Origin of the sequence: Roseivivax jejudonensis (assembly GCF_900172265.1) — a bacterium.
Classification (GTDB): domain Bacteria; phylum Pseudomonadota; class Alphaproteobacteria; order Rhodobacterales; family Rhodobacteraceae; genus Roseivivax; species Roseivivax jejudonensis.
In genome coordinates this window covers 516,851-532,714 of sequence record NZ_FWFK01000001.1, presented here as the reverse complement: position 1 = coordinate 532,714, position 15,864 = coordinate 516,851, and the positions used below count along the sequence as shown (strand labels likewise).

The following is a 15,864-nucleotide window of genomic DNA, read 5'->3' as shown; positions in this document are numbered from 1 at the left end:
TAGCCCGTGGCGCGCCCCATCGGCAACCGCTCAGCGCCCCCCGATCGAGAAGGTGCGCGTGATCCCGATGCGCGCGCCCCACTGGTCGTCCGCGCCGGCGGCGACGATCGGGCTGTCCTCGGCATCGTTGCGGTAGACGTCGTAGGTGATCTGGCCTTCGACGCCCCACACGTCCGTCAGGCGGTAGCGCATTCCGAGCGCGAGACCGCTCGAGAGCATGCCGCCTTCCGCGTCGAATGCGCCGAACTGCGACGCCGCGGCCTCGTCGGCGTCGACGCCGAAATAGGTGTCGGCGTAGTCGTCGTTGCCGAAGAAGACGCGCGGACCGAACGTCAGGCGCAGGGCCTCCGTCGGGCGGAAGATCGCGTCGGCGCCGACCTCGCCGACAACGCCTTCGTGGCCGCCGAAGCCTTTGCGGACGTTGCCGAAGACCTCGTAGGACGTGGCGGTGTAGGCCACACCGAGGCCGAGCTCGTAGGCCGCGTCGATGTCGTCGAGACCGTCCAGTTCGTCGAACTCGCTGGCGTCGCGCTCGCCGATGTAGCGAAACGAGCCGCGCAGGCCGAAGCCGCGCCGTTCTGCCCACGGATCGGGATCGCCGAAGTTGAAGCTGCCGAGGCTCAGGTAGTTGAGCGAGAACCCGATATCCGGCACCGCCGTATACTCGTCCGAGCCGAAGTATTCCGGCCTTGTGCCGACGCCGCCCCGCAGCGTGAAGACGAGGCCCGAACCCGACTGTGTCGAGATCACCGGGGATTGCGTTTCGACGGCGTCGTAGGTCTGTGCGGCGGCCGGAAACGCGGCGAGCGTCGCCAGGGTTGCGGCAGAAGCGGCGAGGCGGAGCGTCATGTCGGTCGATCCTTTGTGCGGGCGTCGTGCAGGCGTCGCGTCGCGACGTAGTGTTCCCTCAAGGGCACGCCAGTGCAAGCCGCGCCGCGATTGCCGGCGGCATTTTCGTCCGCGCGTGGCGGCGGAGCGGCGCCAGGCCAGGGGAGCCGACGCCCGAACGCAAACGGGGCGCGCCCGGCCGGCGCGCCCCGTTCTCTGCTCCGGGTCCGGTCGCGTCGCGACCGATCACTCGGAGGCGGTATCGTCCGCGGGCGCCTCGGCGGCGGCCTTCGCGGCCTCGGCCTTTTCGGCGCGGGCGGCGGCGCGCTCCTGCGCGGCCTTGCCGGGGGTGCCCTTCTTGGGGTTCGAGCGTTCCTTCTTTTCCACCATGCCGGCGTTCTCGAGGAAGCGCTGGATGCGGTCGGTGGGCTGCGCACCCTGGCTCAGCCAGTACTGCACGCGATCGGTGTCCATGATCACGCGGCGCTCGTCGCCCTTCGGCAGAAGCGGGTTGTAGGTGCCCAGCTTCTCCTTGAAGCGGCCGTCGCGCGGCATGCGGCTGTCGGCGGCGACGATCGAGTAGTGGGGGCGCTTCTTGGAACCGCCGCGGGAGAGTCGGATCTTCATGGCCATCGTTGGGTCTCCTTTTTCGAATGGCTGTGCCTGGGGCGGATGCGCCCCGTCAGGATTGGTGTTTGCGATGATGCTGAATGACTTCCTGAATGATGAAATTCAGGAATTTGGCGGCGAAGTCGGGGTCGAGATCGGCCCGCTCCGCCAGATCCTTCAACCGCGCGATCTGGGTTTCCTCGCGCGCGGGGTCGGATGGGGGAAGGTCGTGGTGCGCCTTGAGCACGCCCACGGCCTGCGTGTGCTTGAACCGCTCGGCCAGCGTGAAGACCAGAATGGCGTCGAGCCGGTCGATCGAGTCGCGGTGCTCTTTCAGGAGCGTTTCCGCGCGGGTGATTGCGTCTTCAGTCAAGGGCCCAGCCTTTCGGGGTGAACAGGGGGTCGATGTAGTTCTGGATCTCCATCTCGATCCCGTGCGCGAGCTGGCTGTCGCGCAGCGCGGCAGGGGCGGGATGGCGATAGCAGACGTCCGATCCGTCGACCGTCGCCGCCTCGCGGTCGCGCGCGGCGCCCAGCCGCTCCGCCAGCCGGATGGACTGCAGATCCTTGGGGTCGAGATAGGACACACAGGTGGTCCACCCGGCCCGGTCGTAGAAGTGCCGGCGCACCGCGTGCGTCGCCTCGAGCGCGAAGCCCTGGCCGGCCCGGTCGGGCCAGATGATCCACGCGATCTCGCGCTCGGGCCATTTCGCGGGCTGCCAGCCCCCGGCCATGCCCACGGTTTCGCCGGTGTCCCTGAGATGCACCATCCACATGCCGAAGCCGCGGATCTGCCAGTGCCCGATCTCGGCGGCATAGAGCATCCACGTCTCGTAGGCATTGAGCGGGCCGCCCATGAACCGCGACCGGTAGGAGGCGAACGTCGCCTTGAAGTCGGGGTAATCCTCGGCCTCCGGCGCGGCGAGGCGCAGCCGGCGCGTCTCGATCTTCGGGATCGTCTCCTGCGTCATGCCGGCACCTCCACGGGGGCCGCGTCGAAGCGGAAGGCGCGCTCGTCGTCGAAGCGGACGGGCAGGTCGGGGTCCGCCACGCCGCCGAGCGCTTCGGCGACCCGGGCGCTGGCTGCGTTGTCGCGATGCACGATCGCCGACAGGGCCGGCAGGCCGAGCGGTCCGAACGCGTGATCGCGCACCGCCGTCGCGGCCTCGCGGGCATACCCGCGGCCCTCGGCGTCCGCGGTCCAAAGCGTCCAGGTCAGCTCGGGCAGGCGCGCGTCCTCGACCTGCAGCAGACCGGCATGGCCGAAGCCCGTGTCGTCGTCGCGCAGGCAGATCGCGAAGCGACCGAAGCCGCGCATCTGCCAATGGCCGATCATCGCGCAGAACTTGGTGAAGGCCTCGCCCCGCGTGACCGGCCCGCCGACGAAGCGTGCGCGCGGCCCGGTGTAATACGCGGAATAGGCCTCGAAATCCGAGGTGCGCAGCGGCCGGAGCGTCAGGCGCTCGGTGTGCAGAACGACGCGCTCGATCATGCCGCGGCGCCCTCCGCGCCGGGATGACGAAAGACGTAGGTCGTTTCTCCGCGCAGCTCGATGTCGCGCTCGAACGCCGCGCCAAGGCGCTTGGCCAGTCGCACGGAGCGGGTGTTCTCCGGTGCGACGAGGCTGATCGGCCGGGCGATCCCGAACCGCTCGGCCGCCGCGCTGCGGGCCGCCTCCGCGGCCTCGAACGCGTAGCCGCGCCCTTCCCACGCGGCAAAGATCGCGTAGCCGAGTTCCGGCTCCGGCCAGTCCACGTGGTTGACGATGCCGGCATAGCCGACCGGCTCTCCGGTGGTGCGGCGCGCGGCGACCCAGAGTCCGTATCCGCGCAGCTGCCAGTGGCCCGACATCCGCAGCAGGATCTGCCACGTTCCGACCCGGTCGCTCGGGCCGCCGACGAAGCGCGCGCGCTCGTCGGCGAAGAATGTTGCGAAGGCGTCGAGGTCGGTGATCCGCGGTGCCCGCAGGGTCAGCCGCTCGGTCTCGATTACGGGAACGGTGACGACGTCGCTCATCGCGCGGCCTCCGCGGGTCCCGGATGACGCCAGAGTTCGTCCTCGCCCATGATCGGATTGTCGTAGGTCCGCTCGTAGACTGCGCCCATCCGCGCGGCGAGCGCCTTGGACCGGGCGTTGTCCGGCTTGATGTTCGAGGTCAGCGTGGACATCCCGAGCGTATCGTAGGCCCAGGCCCGCGCCGCGAGCGCGGCCTCGAAGGCGATCCCGCGCCCCTCGAAGCCTTCGTAGACAACCCAGCCGATCTCCGGCTCGGGCCAGCCCTCGGGGTTCCAGATGCCACTGATGCCGGCGGGCGCGCCCGTCTCGCGATCCTCGACCGTCAGGTAGCCATAGCCGTGGATCTGCCAGTGGCCGATATTGCCGGCCCACCAGCGCCACGCCTCCGGGCGCGCCATTTCCGGCCCGAACCCGAGGCAGCGCGACGGATCGGCATGGAATGTCGCGAAGGCATTAAAGTCGCGCATCTCCGGGCCGCGAAGGATCAGCCGCGCCGTCTCGATCCGCGGGGCGACGGTCAGCGCCTCGGGCCTGGTGGTGGCGGATGTCGTCGCGGGCGCAGCGCTCATGCCGGCGCCTCCGCGCGGTGCCGCCAGACCTGCAGGTCCGGCTCGCCGATCGCCGCTTCGGCGGCCGCATCGCGGCGCGCGCCCAGCCGCGCAGCCAGCCGCGCCGATGCCGCGTTGGTCGCGGCGACATAGCTCACGAGCCCCTCGGCCCCGAAGAGCGCCGTTCCGGCGTCGCGCGCCGCGCGGGCCGCTTCGGTCGCGAAGCCCGCGCCGCGGGCCTCTGGCGCGAACATGAAGCCCAACTCCGGCTCCGCGTCGCCCCATTCGAGGCCGACATGCACGAATCCCAGATGCGCGCCGTCATCGCGCCCTTCGACTGCCCAGGCGCCGTGGCCGTGCAGCAGCCACCCGGCGGTGTAGACGCAGAACGCCTCCCACGCCTCTTCGTCGGTGTGCGGACCGCCGAGCAGCCCGGCGTCGTCGGGAACCATCAGCCGCGTCCAGAGCGGCAGGTGATCGAGGCGCGGCGCAACAAGGCGCAGTCGCGCAGTCTCGATCACGGGCACCGCCGCGCGCACCTGGGCCGCCCGCGCGGCCGCGGCGCCCTCGGGCGCGGTTATGCAGCGGCGTGCCGTCACTTCTTCTTGCCGAACCCCGAAATGCCCGGAGGCAGGCCTTGGCCGCCGCCCATGCCGGGCATGCCGCCGCCCGGGCCGCCCATGCCGCCGGGCATCTTGCCGCCCATCGCCTTGGCGGCGGCCTCGAGCTCCTTGGGATCCATCTTGGACGGGTCCATGCCGGCGGGCATGCCGCCCTTGCCGAACATGCCGGACATGGCCTGCTTGAGCATGCCGCCTTTGCCCATCTTGCCCATCTTCTTCATCATGTCGCCCATCTGTCGCTGCATCTTCAGCAGCTTGTTGAGCTCCGACACCTCGAGCCCGGAGCCCGCGGCGATGCGCTTTTTCCGGCTGGCCTGAAGCAGCGCGGGATTGGCGCGCTCCTTTTTCGTCATCGAGTTGATGAGCGCGATCTGGCGGCGCAGCATGGAATCGTCGATGCCCGCGCCGTCCATCTGCTTGGCCATCTTTCCCATGCCCGGCATCATCGACATCATGCCTTCCATGCCGCCCATCTTCTGCATCTGCTCGAGCTGCATCTTCAGGTCGTTCATGTTGAACTGACCCTTCTGGAAGCGCTTCATCATCCGCTCGGCCTGTTCGGCCTCGAGCGTGTGCTGCGCCTTCTCGACCAGCGCGACGATGTCGCCCATGCCGAGGATGCGGCCCGCGACGCGTTCGGGCTCGAAGGTCTCGAGCGCGTCCATCTTTTCGCCGAGACCGACGAACTTGATCGGCTTGCCGGTGATCGCGCGCATCGACAGCGCCGCGCCGCCGCGGCCATCGCCGTCCATCCGCGTCAGGACGACGCCGGAGACGCCGATCTTGTCGTCGAACTCGGTGGCGACGTTCACGGCGTCCTGACCGGTCAGGCCATCGACCACGAGGAGCGTCTCGCGCGGGTTGGCCACGTCGCGCACGGCAGCGGCCTGCGCGATCAGCTCCTGGTCGATGTGCAGGCGGCCCGCGGTGTCGAGCATGTAGACGTCGTAGCCGCCGAGGCTCGCCTGCGTCTTTGCACGCTTGGCGATGGCGACCGGATCCTCGCCCTTCACGATGGGCAGCGTATCGACGCCGATCTGCTTGCCGAGGATCTCGAGCTGTTCCATCGCCGCCGGGCGGTTGACGTCGAGCGAGGCCATCAGGACCTTCTTCTTGTCGCGCTCGGTCAGCCGCTTGGCGAGCTTGGCGGTGGTCGTCGTCTTGCCCGAGCCCTGCAGGCCGACCATGAGGATCGGCGCCGGGGCCTGGTCGATGCGCAACTGGCCCGGCTCACCCTCGCCGGTCAGCATCTCGATCAGTTCGTCGTGGACGATCTTGACCACCTGCTGGCCGGGCGTGACCGATTTCGTCACCGCCGCGCCGGTCGCCTTCTTCTCGACCGACTTGACGAAGTTGCGGACGACTGGAAGCGACACGTCCGCCTCGAGCAGGGCGACGCGCACCTCGCGCAGGGCGGTGCGGACATCGTCCTCGCTCAGGGCGCCCTGCTTGGTCAGGCGGTCGAAGACGCCGCCGAGACGATCGGAGAGATTTTCGAACATGGCGCTCGCGGCCTCCTTGCCGGTCTTGTCGATGCTGTCCCCAAGGTAAGGGCGCGCGGTCTCTCTCACAAACGGTCACGGGCCAAACGACAAGCGCCCCCGTGGGCGCAACGCGCTGACGGAGGGCGATCCCGGGCATGGCCCACGGGACCGGAAGCGATTGCACTTCCGGGATTGGACCGGGCCGATACGCGCGCGGAGCGCCCGAGTCAAGAGCGGGCGGCCGGCGCGGGGCGGGAGACCCGGCGCATCGCTGCGGCTCTCCCGAGGCGGGCCGGTGGTGTGCGCGCTGCAGCCCAGTAGGGTCGGCGTCCGGTCCCGGCCGTGCCTGGGCCGCTCATGCTCCGCGGTGCGTCTTGGACGGCACGGCGCCTTGCAAAAGGCCACAACGACGCGCTCGGCCGTCGACGCGGCGGCTCCGACCCGGGAGCTGCGCCGCCCCCCACCATCGTCTCATTCTCGGCCGGCGGCCCCCCGCCGTAGGCTGCGCCACATGGGAAGATGGCGTCTGGCTCTGGCCGCGCTCGCGTGGCTCTGTCTGGCGGTCGGCGCTGTTGCCGCACCGAGCGACCGGGCGCGCATTGCCGAAGCGGTGCGCGCGCCGATGGCGCTGGGCGAGGCCATCACCGAAACCGGCGTCTACGAGCTTCTGAACTCGGGCGGCGCCCATGTGGGCTACGTCTTCGAGACCGAACCGCTGGCGCCGCTGCCGGGGTTCTCGGGCGCGCCGATCAACGTGCTGGTGACGCTCGATCTCGAGGGACGGTTCCTGAACGTACGGTTGCTCGACCACAATGAACCGATCTTCGTCTCGGGGCTCGGCGAGGCGCCGTTCCGCGCCTTTTTCGAGCAATACGAGGGCCGCTCGATCTCGGAGCCGATGGTGGTCGGCACGCCCTACGGCGACGCCACCGCCGGCGGCGCGCTGGTCTATCTCGACGGGGTGACGAAGGCGACGGCCAGCGTGCGGATCGCGCATGAAAGCGTGCTGGCGGCGACCCTCGCCGTCGCGCGCGAAAAGATGCAGGGCGTTGCAGCGGGCCCGCCGGCCTATCCCGACCCCGACCACGCCGAGGATCTCGACTGGCAGTCGCTGGTCGATCAGGGGCTGGTGAGGCACCACGTCGTCACCAATGCCGAGGTCCAGGCGCGGTTCGAGGGCACCGTCTGGGAACGCGACGACCCCGATGCCACCGCCGATCCCGACGCGGCCTATCTCGATCTGTGGATCGCCGATCTGGGCCCGCCATCGATCGCCCGCGCGCTGCTGGACGACGCCACCTACGAGGATCTGCGCCGGTTCATGGAGATCTCCGACCACGACGAGCCCATCCTCGTGGTCGAGACCGGGCGCCACGGCCTCGTGTCGGACGAGTTCGTGCGCAACACTGCCCCCGACTGGCTGAGCGCCGAGCAGGACGGCCTGCCGATCGCACTGCGCGACGCGGATCTCTTCGTGGGGCTGGCGGGCGACGTGCCGGACGCGCTCCACGACGGCGTGGCGATGGTCCTGCGCACCGACCGCCGGCTCGGCTTCGATCCGACGCGGGACTGGACCCTCAAGGTTCAGGCGGTGCGCAGCCACGGCATGTTCCAGCCCGAGATCGGATCCGAAACACTGGCCGTCACGCACGCGACACCCGAACGGTTCTTCTCGCGGCCGGGCGCCGTGACGCGGCTGTCGCCCTTCGAGGAGGCTGTGCGCGGCCGTGCCGACGACCTCGCCGTGCTCGGGGGGCTGCTGGTGCTGCTCCTGCCCGTGCTCCTCTTCGCGCAGTCGCGTCTCGCAGGACTTCGGGCCTATACGCCGGTTCGGCTCGGCGTGCTGGCGGTGGCGCTGGGCTTCGTCGGCTGGTGGGGGCAGGGGCAACTGTCGATCGTGACGCCGCTGGCAACGCTGCAGGCGGCGCTGTCGGGCGGGTCCTTCGCCTTCCTCGTCTACGACCCGTTCTCGGCGCTGGTCTGGGTCGCCGCGCTGGCCGGGCTGGTGCTGTGGGGCCGCGGCCTCTTCTGCGGGTGGTTGTGCCCGTTCGGCGCCTTGCAGGAATTCGCCAACCACCTCGGCCGGCGGCTCGGGCTGCGGCAGATCGAACCGTCGGCGGCGCTCGATGCGCGGCTCAAGTGGATCAAGTACGGCGTGCTCGCGGCGCTCGTCGCGGTGACGATCTGGGTGCCACAGCATCTCGACAAGGCGGCCGAGGTCGAGCCGTTCAAGACCGCGATCACCACCTTTTTCGTGCGCGAGTGGTACTGGGCGGCCTACGCGCTGTTCTGGGTGTTCCTGTCGATGGTGCTGTTCAAGGGCTTTTGCCGCTATGTCTGCCCGCTCGGCGCGCTGATGGCGGTGGGCGGGGTGCTGCGGATCCGGCGCTGGATCCCGCGGCGGGCCGAATGCGGCGCGCCCTGCCAGCTCTGCCGCGTCGAATGCGCCTACGGCGCGATCGCGAAATCCGGCCGGATCGACTACTCGGAGTGCTTCCAGTGCCTCGACTGCGTGACGATCCACGAAGATCCGAAGCAATGCGTGCCGCTCGTCCTCGCCGCGCGGGCCGAGAAAAGGCGTCGGCGCGCGACCGGGCATCCGAACGTGGTGGTGGCGGAATGAGGCGCCGGCGCTTCCTCGCGCTCGCCGCGGCCTTCGCCTGCACGCCGCGCGGCGCCCGGGCCGGTACCTGGCAGGGCCGCGCGCTCGGGGCGGAGGTGTCGGTGACGTTGCACGGGCCGCGCGCGGAGGTCGACGCGGCGCTGGCGGAGGTGCCGGCGCTGCTCGACCGGATCGAGCGGACCTTTAGCCTGTACGACCCGAACTCGGAGCTGTCGCGGCTCAACCGCACGGGTCGGCTGCCGTCGCCGTCGCCGTGGATGCGCGCGCTCGTGGCCGAGGCCGACGCGGCGCACAGGCTGACCGGGGGACTGTTCGATCCGACCGTGCAGCCGCTGTGGCGCGCGCTGGCGGAGCGCGGCGACGCCGCGGCCGCGCGCCGCCACGTCGGCTGGCAGCGGGTGCGACGGGCGGACTGCATCCGGCTCGAGGCCGGGCAGGCGCTGACCTTCAACGGGATCGCGCAAGGCTTCGCGACCGACACCGTGCGCGACCGCCTTGCCGAAAGGGGGTTCACCCGCGCGCTGATCGACATCGGCGAACAGGCGGCGCTGGGCGGGCCCTGGCGGCTGGGCCTCGTCGATCCCGACGGCGGTCCTCTGGGCCAGAGAACGCTTCACGGCGGCGCCATCGCCACCTCCAGCCCGGGCGCGCTCCGGCTCCGGCCCGGAGATCGGGATGGCGACGACGGTCACATCCTGGCGCCGGACGGCCGCGCGCCGCTCTGGTCGACGCTGAGCGTGGAGGCGTCGCGCGCGACCCGGGCCGATGCGCTCTCGACCGCCGCGGTCTTCCTCGACCGTGCGGCGCTTGCCCGGCTGCGAACGCGCGCCCGCCTCGCGCGGATCACCGCCGTCGATGCCGCGGGAGATCTCTCGACGCTTTGAGCCGGCGGGATTGGCCCGAGGCCGGCGGAGCTCGCAGGAGCCGGCGGGGCTGGCATGACGGCCGCCGCGGTCCTAGATCGTGGACTTGACCCCGCGCAGAGGATACACCCCGCCGCCATGGCACAGCCCAAGGACAACCCGAACTACAAGGTGATCGCCGAGAACCGGCGCGCGCGCTTCGACTACGCCATCGAGGAGGATGTCGAATGCGGCATCGTGCTGATGGGGTCGGAGGTGAAGTCGTTGCGGCTCAACACGGCCAACATCGCCGAGAGCTACGCCGAGGTGAAGGACGGCGAGCTGTGGCTGATCAACAGCTACATCGCGCCATACGAGCAGGCGATGTTCGGGCACGAGGACCGGCGCCCGCGCAAGCTCCTCGCGAGCAAGCGCGAGCTGTCGCGGATGTGGAACGAGACCAGCCGCAAGGGCATGACGCTGGTGCCGCTGGTGCTCTACTTCAATCATCGCGGCATCGCGAAGATCAAGATCGCCATCGCGAAGGGCAAGAAGACCGTCGACAAGCGCGAGACCGAGGCGAAGCGCGACTGGAACCGCCAGAAGCAGCGGCTCCTGAAGGAGCACGGCTGATACCGGCCCGGGAGACCTGGTGGCGCGCGGCGGAGCGAGGGGCCGGCCCCTCGCGCTCCCCGGAGTATTTCGGCCAAGAAGAAGGGGGGCGGGAGCAGCCTCCGGGTCCGCCGGCCGGCTTGCGCCGCGCGGCGGGCTCGGCTAGCGGCGGCGGACGAGGGTCGCAGGGAGGCGTGTCATGACGGTGGATTACGAAGCGCTGCGCGCGCGGGTGGCGGCGCTGGCCGAGGGCGAGACGGACGCGGTGGCGCTGATGGCGACGCTGGCCTGCGAGATCCATCACTCCGACGGGCGCTTTGACTGGACCGGGTTCTACCGCGTCGTGGCGCCGGAGCGGCTCAAGATCGGGCCCTACCAGGGCGGGCACGGCTGCCTCGTCATCCCGTTCGACCGCGGCGTCTGCGGCGCCGCCGCGCGCACCGGGGAGGTGCAGGTCGTCGCGGATGTGGAGGCCTTTCCCGGCCACATCGCCTGTTCGGCCAGCACCCGGTCGGAGATCGTGCTGCCGGTCCGCGACGCGGCGGGGCGGCTGATCGGCGTGCTCGACATCGACAGTGACCGTCCGGACGCGTTCGGCCCGGACGACGCGGCGGGCCTGGCGGCGCTCCTGTCGGACACCTTCGCGCGGCCCGGCGTCGGGTGATCGCGCTCCTGCCCGATCCGGCCGGGCTCCTGGGGTTCCTGGGGGCGGGGCTGATCCTCAACCTGACGCCCGGTGCCGACGTGATGTTCGCGCTTGCGTCGGGGGCCCGCGGTGGTCCGCGGGCCGGCATCGCCGCGGCGCTGGGCGTGAGCCTCGGCTGTCTTTTCCACGTGGCGCTGACGGCCGGCGGGGTCGCGGCCCTGCTCGCGGCGTCGCCGGCGGCGTTCGACGCGATCCGCTATGCCGGGGCGGCGTACCTGCTGTGGCTCGCGGTCCGGTCGTGGCGGGCCGGACTGGCGACGGCGGAGGCGCGCGCGGGTGGCGGGCTCGCGGCGATCGGGCGCGGCGCGCTGACCAACATCCTCAATCCGAAGGTGGCGCTCTTCATCCTCGCCTTCCTGCCGCAATTCGCCGATCCGGCGCGCGGGCCGGTCTGGGCGCAGCTGCTGCTGCTCGGGGGGCTGTTCGCGCTCACCGCCTTTTTCGTGACGGCGCTCTACGGCGCGGCAGGCGGCGCGCTTCGCACGCGCCTGGCGCGGCGCGCACGGCTGCTGAACCGAATTGCCGCAGGGGTCTTCGCGGGGCTCGCCGCGCGGCTCGCGCTGGCCTAGGTCCGCCGGCGGGAGCAAGGAGGAGGCACGGAGCATGGCGGAGATCACCCTTCTGGATGGCGGCGTCGGACAGGAAATCGTGACGCGTCGCGGCGTGTTCGACCGGCCGCTCTGGTCGACCGAGGCGATGCGCGAGAGCCCGGGGCTGGCGCAGGCGGTGCACGCCGATTTCTTCGCTGCCGGGGCGACGGTGGCGATGGCCAACACCTACGCGATCCTGCCAGACCGGCTGGCGCCGGCGGGCCGGCTGGCGGAGATCGACGCGCTGCGCGCCATGGCGATGTCCGAGGCCCGTGCCGCGCGCGACGCGCATGGCGGAGGCCGGGTGGCGGCCACGATCGGGCCGTTCGGCGCGAGCTATCGCCCCGATCTGGTGCCGCCGCACGACGCGGCCGTCGCGATCTACCGCGAGGTTGTCGCCGCGCTGGCGCCGCAGGCCGATCTCGTGGTGTTCGAGACCGTGGCGTCGGTGGCGCATGCGCGTGCCGCGCTGGACGCGCTGGCCGCCGAGGGGCGGCGCGGCTGGATCGCCGTGACGGTCGACGATGACGACGGCACGCGCCTGCGCTCCGGTGAACCGGTGGCGGCGCTCGCGCAGCCCCTCGCCGACGGACCGGCGGACGCGGCGTTGGCCAATTGCTCGGCGCCCGAGGCGATGGGGCCGGCGATCGATGCGCTGGCCGCGTCGGGGCTGCCCGTCGGGGCCTATGCCAACGGGTTCGAGGGCATCACCAAGGACTTCCTGTCCGTCAGCCCGACGGTCGACCGGCTGTCGCGGCGGCGCGACATGGGGCCCGAGCGCTATGCCGCGCACGCGATGGACTGGGTCGCCCGCGGGGCGACAATCGTCGGCGGCTGCTGCGAGACCGGGCCGGCCCATATCGCCGCGATCGCCACCGCGCTGGCGGGCGCCGGCCACGCGATCGTCTGAGGCGCCTTGCGGCGGGGCGCGCGGGCTGGCAAGCCGCGCGGCCATGAGCGACACCTACGATCCGCCCTCGGGCGACATCCCGGTCCTGCATGCCGATCACGAGATCCTCGTGGTCGACAAGCCCGCGGGCCTGCTGTCGGTTCCGGGCAAGGGACCGGAGTTGGCCGATTGCCTGATCGCGCGGCTCGCGGTCGCGTTCCCGGAGGTTCTCCTGGTCCACCGGCTCGACCGGGACACCTCGGGCGTGATGGTCTTTGCCCTGACCCCGCATGCGCAGCGTCATCTTGGTCTGCAATTCGAGAAGCGGCAGGTGAAGAAGACCTACGTCGCGCGCGTTGCCGGCGTGCTGGCCGAGAAGCGGGGCGAGGTGGACCTGCCGATCGGCGTCGACTGGCCGAACCGCCCGCTGCAGAAGGTCGACCCCGAGGCCGGGCGTCCGGCGCAGACGACATGGCGTGTGCAGCGGCAGGGCCCGGACGAGACGCGCGTGCGGTTGTTCCCCAAAACCGGGCGGTCGCACCAGCTTCGGGTGCACATGCTGTCGCTCGGCCATCCGATCCTGGGCGATCCGCTCTATGCGCCCGAGACCGCCGCGGCGCATCCGCGGATGATGCTTCATGCCGAGGAGCTGCGCCTGCGCCATCCCGACGGCGGCGCCGGTCAGAGCTTTCGCGCGCCGGCGCCGTTCTGAGGGCTCAGCCGTTCCAGCGCACGGTACCGGCGTCGGAGACGTCGTAGCCGCCGAGCCGCGCGGCATGCTCTCGGAAGGCGCCGGTCCGGCAGAAATTGAAGAGCGCCTGGAGCGGCGGATCGAAATACGCCGCGCGGTCCACCAGAAGGTCGAAGCGTTCCTCGATCAGCGGCACGAAGGCGAGCCCGTGCGCCACGGCGAGCGCCTCGAGCCCGAAGGTCGCCTCGGCCGTGCCCTGCTGGATCGCGGTGACCGCGTCGCCCTCGCTGCGCGTGGGATCGGCGGTGTCGATCGCGTCCGCGGGGATCTCCGCCTCGGTCAGCAGATGCGCGAAGACCGATTCCGTGCCGGATCCGGGCTGGCGCGGGGCGAAGCGGCGCCCGCGCAGGTCGGCGAGGCCGGCGATGTCGGCCCCGGGCAGGGTCACGAGCCCGCGCCGGCGGGTGGCGAACGCCAGGAGCACCGCAGCGCCGCCCGCGCGCTGCGCGGCGGCGACATTCCATGCGCCGTCTTCGAAGACGTGCAGCCCCGTCGCCACGCCTTCGCGCGCGGCGAACCGCGTCAGCCCGTCGCCGGAGCTCTCGAAATAGGTGGCGAGGCCGGTGCGCGCCTGCCGAAGGGCCCAGTCGAGAAGGGGGTCGTGGCTGCCGAGGAAGACCGACGGGCGCGGCGACTGCGCCGCGCCGGAGTCACTGCCGCCGATCGCGCCAGCGGCGATCCACGCGCGCACGTCGCGCGCCGGAAACAGGAGCTTTCCCGTGACCTTGGTGCAGGGCACCTCGCCCGAGGCCGCGAGGTCGTAGACCTTGCGCTCCTTGATGCGCAGCAGCTCTGCGAGCTCGCGGACGGTCAGGAACTCGGGATCGGGGGCGAGGGCGGTCATGGGAGCGGAGAATGGACCGGGATCCGGGCGAGGAGCAAGTGGCAAGACCCTTGCGCCGGCGCGCGAAGCCGGGCCAACTGATCGCGGATCGAGAGGGGCGCGCGATGGACGACACCGACCTCAGGCCCGGGGAGCGGGCGATCGAACTGGATCCGCCGGACGATGCGCGGCTGCGCTTCATCGGCCGGATTCGCACGCCCTTCGCCAGTCGGGCCGATTGCCCCCGGCAGGGCCGGCACGACGGGCCGGACTGCGTGCTGGAGCTCGATCCGGTCTGGGGTGGGGCGCTCGACGGAATCGAGCGCTTCGACTTCGCCGACGTGCTCTATTGGCTCGACCGGTCGCGCCGCGACCTCGTGCAGCAGAGCCCCAAGAGCGACGGCGCTCTTCGGGGTACGTTCGCGCTGCGCTCGCCAGTCCGGCCGAACCCGATCGGGCTGTCGCGGGTGCGCGTCGTACGGCGGGACGGGCCGCGGCTGGTGGTGCGCGGGCTCGACTGCCTCGACGGCACGCCGCTTCTCGACATCAAGCCCGACGCCTGCAGCTATTCGCCCGAAGCACCGCGCAAGGCCGCGGACGTGGCCGAATCATGACCTGCCCAATTCGATGGCAGTCCGGTCGTGATACGCCCGGGAATCGGGCATCCGCACACCTATCGAGCGGTGGAGTGCCGTCCGATCAGGCGCATCGTTTGCGGCGCCCGGGCCTCCGCGTGAGGCTTGGCGCGGGACAGGCGGAGGCGGACTCATCCCCTACGATCAAGGCATAGGCACGGCGCAGCGCGCCCGCGGTCGCGCGCGGCTCGGCGTCCGCCGGCGTGGCGCGCGCTGCGGGATCGCCGCGCTGGCCATGTCCGGCTCGGCCAAGCTCCTGTTTCCCAACTCGCGTGCGCCGCGGCTCGACGCGGTATGGCTCAACACCGCCGGGGGGATCACCGGTGGCGACAGTTTCGCGCTCGACGTCGCGGTGGCGGCGGGTGCGGCCGCCACGCTGACCACGCAAGCGGCCGAGCGGGTCTACCGCGCGCTGCCGGGAGAGGTCGGACGCGTGGAGACGACGCTGTCGGCCGAGGCCGGCGCGGTCCTGCACTGGCTGCCGCAGGAAACCATCCTCTACGACCGGGCCGCGCTCGACCGCACGCTGTCCGTGGATCTCGCCGGCGATGCCGCCTTTCTCGGGGTCGAGACCCTGATCTTCGGGCGCCGCGCGATGGGCGAGCGCGTGCGCGGCATCCACCTGCGCGACCGGATCGATCTGCGCCGGGAGGGTGCGCTGCTCTACGCGGACAGGCTCCGTCTCGAGGGGGACGCCGAGGAGACGCTCCGGCAACGCTGCGTCGCCGACGGCGCCGGGGCGATGGCGACTATCGTGCTCGCGCGCACCGGCGCGGCCACGGCGCTCGATGATCTCCGGGCGGCGCTGCCGGCCATGTCCGGTGCCTCGGCGCTGTCGGACGACCTCGTGGTCGCGCGCCTCCTCGCGCCCGACGGGTTCGAGATGCGCCGCGCGCTTTGCCCCATACTCGCGCGCCTGTCCGGCGCGGACCTTCCCAGACCCTGGATGATCTGACCCATGCAACTGACCCCAAGAGAAAAGGACAAGCTTCTCGTCGCCATGGCCGCCGAGGTGGCGCGGCGCAGGCTCGCCCGCGGCGTGAAGCTCAACCACCCCGAGGCCATTGCCCTCATCACCGACGCCGTCGTCGAGGGCGCGCGCGACGGGCGGTCGGTGGCCGAGATGATGCAGGCCGGCGCCGAGGTCATCACCGCCGAGCAATGCATGACGGGCGTGCCCGAGATGATCCACGAGGTGCAGGTCGAGGCGACGTTTCCGGACGGCACCAAGCTCGTGACCGTTCACAACCCGATCCGCTGACCAGACCGAATTGACGAGGAGACC

General features: G+C 71.3%; 20 protein-coding genes. 10 read left to right on the top strand and 10 right to left on the bottom strand.

Annotation, left to right across the window (positions count from 1 at the left end):
* Nucleotides 1-30 precede the first annotated feature (30 nt).
* The 9 genes from ROJ8625_RS02660 to ffh all read right to left on the bottom strand — a co-directional run bounded on the left by ROJ8625_RS02660 (nt 31) and on the right by ffh (nt 6,126).
* Nucleotides 31-849, bottom strand: a complete 819-nt coding sequence (locus ROJ8625_RS02660; protein ID WP_085790285.1) for a MipA/OmpV family protein — start codon at nt 847-849, stop codon at nt 31-33.
* 225 nt (nt 850-1,074) lie between these two features.
* Nucleotides 1,075-1,461 carry a 30S ribosomal protein S16 gene (gene rpsP / locus ROJ8625_RS02655; protein ID WP_085790284.1) on the bottom strand — a complete coding sequence of 129 codons (387 nt, stop codon included), beginning with the start codon at nt 1,459-1,461 and terminating at the stop codon, nt 1,075-1,077.
* Nucleotides 1,462-1,510: 49 nt separating this feature from the next.
* On the bottom strand, nt 1,511-1,810 hold the full coding sequence (locus tag ROJ8625_RS02650) for a chorismate mutase (RefSeq protein WP_085790283.1): 300 nt from the start codon (nt 1,808-1,810) through the stop codon (nt 1,511-1,513).
* Nucleotides 1,803-2,408 (bottom strand): GNAT family N-acetyltransferase, encoded by a 606-nt coding sequence (locus ROJ8625_RS02645; protein ID WP_085790282.1) that lies wholly within the window; start codon nt 2,406-2,408, stop codon nt 1,803-1,805. Before ROJ8625_RS02645 ends, ROJ8625_RS02650 begins: the two co-directional genes overlap by 8 nt.
* Entirely contained in the window at nt 2,405-2,929 is a 525-nt protein-coding gene (locus tag ROJ8625_RS02640) for a GNAT family N-acetyltransferase (RefSeq protein WP_085790281.1), read from the bottom strand. The genes ROJ8625_RS02645 and ROJ8625_RS02640 overlap by 4 nt, the downstream gene beginning before the upstream one ends.
* Complete coding sequence (locus ROJ8625_RS02635; RefSeq protein WP_085790280.1) at nt 2,926-3,453, bottom strand: GNAT family N-acetyltransferase; 528 nt, start codon at nt 3,451-3,453, stop codon at nt 2,926-2,928. The genes ROJ8625_RS02640 and ROJ8625_RS02635 overlap by 4 nt, the downstream gene beginning before the upstream one ends.
* Nucleotides 3,450-4,022 (bottom strand): GNAT family N-acetyltransferase, encoded by a 573-nt coding sequence (locus tag ROJ8625_RS02630; RefSeq protein WP_085790279.1) that lies wholly within the window; start codon nt 4,020-4,022, stop codon nt 3,450-3,452. Before ROJ8625_RS02630 ends, ROJ8625_RS02635 begins: the two co-directional genes overlap by 4 nt.
* Nucleotides 4,019-4,600 (bottom strand): GNAT family N-acetyltransferase, encoded by a 582-nt coding sequence (locus ROJ8625_RS02625; protein ID WP_234984146.1) that lies wholly within the window; start codon nt 4,598-4,600, stop codon nt 4,019-4,021. Before ROJ8625_RS02625 ends, ROJ8625_RS02630 begins: the two co-directional genes overlap by 4 nt.
* The gene (gene ffh / locus ROJ8625_RS02620; RefSeq protein ID WP_085790278.1) at nt 4,597-6,126 is read right to left on the bottom strand and encodes a signal recognition particle protein; all 1,530 of its coding nucleotides are present in this window, start codon (nt 6,124-6,126) and stop codon (nt 4,597-4,599) included. Before ffh ends, ROJ8625_RS02625 begins: the two co-directional genes overlap by 4 nt.
* Before the next feature lie 493 nt (nt 6,127-6,619).
* Between ffh and ROJ8625_RS02615 the strand changes: the two genes are divergently transcribed.
* The 7 genes from ROJ8625_RS02615 to ROJ8625_RS02585 all read left to right on the top strand — a co-directional run bounded on the left by ROJ8625_RS02615 (nt 6,620) and on the right by ROJ8625_RS02585 (nt 13,082).
* Nucleotides 6,620-8,731 carry a 4Fe-4S binding protein gene (locus ROJ8625_RS02615; RefSeq protein ID WP_085790277.1) on the top strand — a complete coding sequence of 704 codons (2,112 nt, stop codon included), beginning with the start codon at nt 6,620-6,622 and terminating at the stop codon, nt 8,729-8,731.
* On the top strand, nt 8,728-9,615 hold the full coding sequence (locus ROJ8625_RS02610) for an FAD:protein FMN transferase (RefSeq protein WP_085790276.1): 888 nt from the start codon (nt 8,728-8,730) through the stop codon (nt 9,613-9,615). Before ROJ8625_RS02615 ends, ROJ8625_RS02610 begins: the two co-directional genes overlap by 4 nt.
* Before the next feature lie 117 nt (nt 9,616-9,732).
* Nucleotides 9,733-10,206: an SsrA-binding protein SmpB gene (gene smpB, locus ROJ8625_RS02605; protein WP_085790275.1), complete on the top strand. Its 474-nt coding sequence runs from the start codon at nt 9,733-9,735 to the stop codon at nt 10,204-10,206.
* 178 nt (nt 10,207-10,384) lie between these two features.
* Nucleotides 10,385-10,849 carry a free L-methionine (R)-S-oxide reductase MsrC gene (msrC, locus tag ROJ8625_RS02600; protein WP_085790274.1) on the top strand — a complete coding sequence of 155 codons (465 nt, stop codon included), beginning with the start codon at nt 10,385-10,387 and terminating at the stop codon, nt 10,847-10,849.
* Nucleotides 10,846-11,460 carry a LysE family translocator gene (locus ROJ8625_RS02595; protein WP_306372281.1) on the top strand — a complete coding sequence of 205 codons (615 nt, stop codon included), beginning with the start codon at nt 10,846-10,848 and terminating at the stop codon, nt 11,458-11,460. The genes msrC and ROJ8625_RS02595 overlap by 4 nt, the downstream gene beginning before the upstream one ends.
* Nucleotides 11,461-11,494: 34 nt before the next feature.
* Nucleotides 11,495-12,391 (top strand): homocysteine S-methyltransferase family protein, encoded by an 897-nt coding sequence (locus ROJ8625_RS02590; RefSeq protein ID WP_085790273.1) that lies wholly within the window; start codon nt 11,495-11,497, stop codon nt 12,389-12,391.
* 43 nt (nt 12,392-12,434) lie between these two features.
* Complete coding sequence (locus ROJ8625_RS02585) at nt 12,435-13,082, top strand: RluA family pseudouridine synthase (protein WP_085790272.1); 648 nt, start codon at nt 12,435-12,437, stop codon at nt 13,080-13,082.
* A 4-nt stretch (nt 13,083-13,086) separates the two neighbouring features.
* Here ROJ8625_RS02585 and ROJ8625_RS02580 read toward each other — a convergent pair whose 3' ends face one another.
* On the bottom strand, nt 13,087-13,965 hold the full coding sequence (locus ROJ8625_RS02580) for a substrate-binding domain-containing protein (RefSeq protein ID WP_085790271.1): 879 nt from the start codon (nt 13,963-13,965) through the stop codon (nt 13,087-13,089).
* Nucleotides 13,966-14,069: 104 nt separating this feature from the next.
* Here ROJ8625_RS02580 and tsaA point away from each other — a divergent pair, with 104 nt between their 5' ends.
* From tsaA to ROJ8625_RS02565, 3 genes are all read left to right on the top strand, one after another.
* Nucleotides 14,070-14,558 (top strand): tRNA (N6-threonylcarbamoyladenosine(37)-N6)-methyltransferase TrmO, encoded by a 489-nt coding sequence (gene tsaA, locus ROJ8625_RS02575; RefSeq protein WP_085790765.1) that lies wholly within the window; start codon nt 14,070-14,072, stop codon nt 14,556-14,558.
* Nucleotides 14,559-14,712: 154 nt separating this feature from the next.
* Nucleotides 14,713-15,534 carry an urease accessory protein UreD gene (locus ROJ8625_RS02570; protein WP_503128377.1) on the top strand — a complete coding sequence of 274 codons (822 nt, stop codon included), beginning with the start codon at nt 14,713-14,715 and terminating at the stop codon, nt 15,532-15,534.
* Nucleotides 15,535-15,537: 3 nt separating this feature from the next.
* Nucleotides 15,538-15,840 carry an urease subunit gamma gene (locus ROJ8625_RS02565; protein WP_085790269.1) on the top strand — a complete coding sequence of 101 codons (303 nt, stop codon included), beginning with the start codon at nt 15,538-15,540 and terminating at the stop codon, nt 15,838-15,840.
* The last annotated feature ends 24 nt before the right edge of the window (nt 15,841-15,864 follow it).

Coding starts and splice junctions, on each gene's coding strand:
- ROJ8625_RS02660 (WP_085790285.1), bottom strand. CDS start 849: ATGACGCTCCGCCTCGCCGCTTCTGCCGCAACCCTGGCGACGCTCGCC.
- rpsP (WP_085790284.1), bottom strand. CDS start 1,461: ATGGCCATGAAGATCCGACTCTCCCGCGGCGGTTCCAAGAAGCGCCCC.
- ROJ8625_RS02645 (WP_085790282.1), bottom strand. CDS start 2,408: ATGACGCAGGAGACGATCCCGAAGATCGAGACGCGCCGGCTGCGCCTC.
- ROJ8625_RS02640 (WP_085790281.1), bottom strand. CDS start 2,929: ATGATCGAGCGCGTCGTTCTGCACACCGAGCGCCTGACGCTCCGGCCG.
- ROJ8625_RS02635 (WP_085790280.1), bottom strand. CDS start 3,453: ATGAGCGACGTCGTCACCGTTCCCGTAATCGAGACCGAGCGGCTGACC.
- ROJ8625_RS02630 (WP_085790279.1), bottom strand. CDS start 4,022: ATGAGCGCTGCGCCCGCGACGACATCCGCCACCACCAGGCCCGAGGCG.
- ffh (WP_085790278.1), bottom strand. CDS start 6,126: ATGTTCGAAAATCTCTCCGATCGTCTCGGCGGCGTCTTCGACCGCCTG.
- ROJ8625_RS02615 (WP_085790277.1), top strand. CDS start 6,620: ATGGGAAGATGGCGTCTGGCTCTGGCCGCGCTCGCGTGGCTCTGTCTG.
- ROJ8625_RS02610 (WP_085790276.1), top strand. CDS start 8,728: ATGAGGCGCCGGCGCTTCCTCGCGCTCGCCGCGGCCTTCGCCTGCACG.
- smpB (WP_085790275.1), top strand. CDS start 9,733: ATGGCACAGCCCAAGGACAACCCGAACTACAAGGTGATCGCCGAGAAC.
- msrC (WP_085790274.1), top strand. CDS start 10,385: ATGACGGTGGATTACGAAGCGCTGCGCGCGCGGGTGGCGGCGCTGGCC.
- ROJ8625_RS02590 (WP_085790273.1), top strand. CDS start 11,495: ATGGCGGAGATCACCCTTCTGGATGGCGGCGTCGGACAGGAAATCGTG.
- ROJ8625_RS02585 (WP_085790272.1), top strand. CDS start 12,435: ATGAGCGACACCTACGATCCGCCCTCGGGCGACATCCCGGTCCTGCAT.
- ROJ8625_RS02580 (WP_085790271.1), bottom strand. CDS start 13,965: ATGACCGCCCTCGCCCCCGATCCCGAGTTCCTGACCGTCCGCGAGCTC.
- tsaA (WP_085790765.1), top strand. CDS start 14,070: ATGGACGACACCGACCTCAGGCCCGGGGAGCGGGCGATCGAACTGGAT.
- ROJ8625_RS02565 (WP_085790269.1), top strand. CDS start 15,538: ATGCAACTGACCCCAAGAGAAAAGGACAAGCTTCTCGTCGCCATGGCC.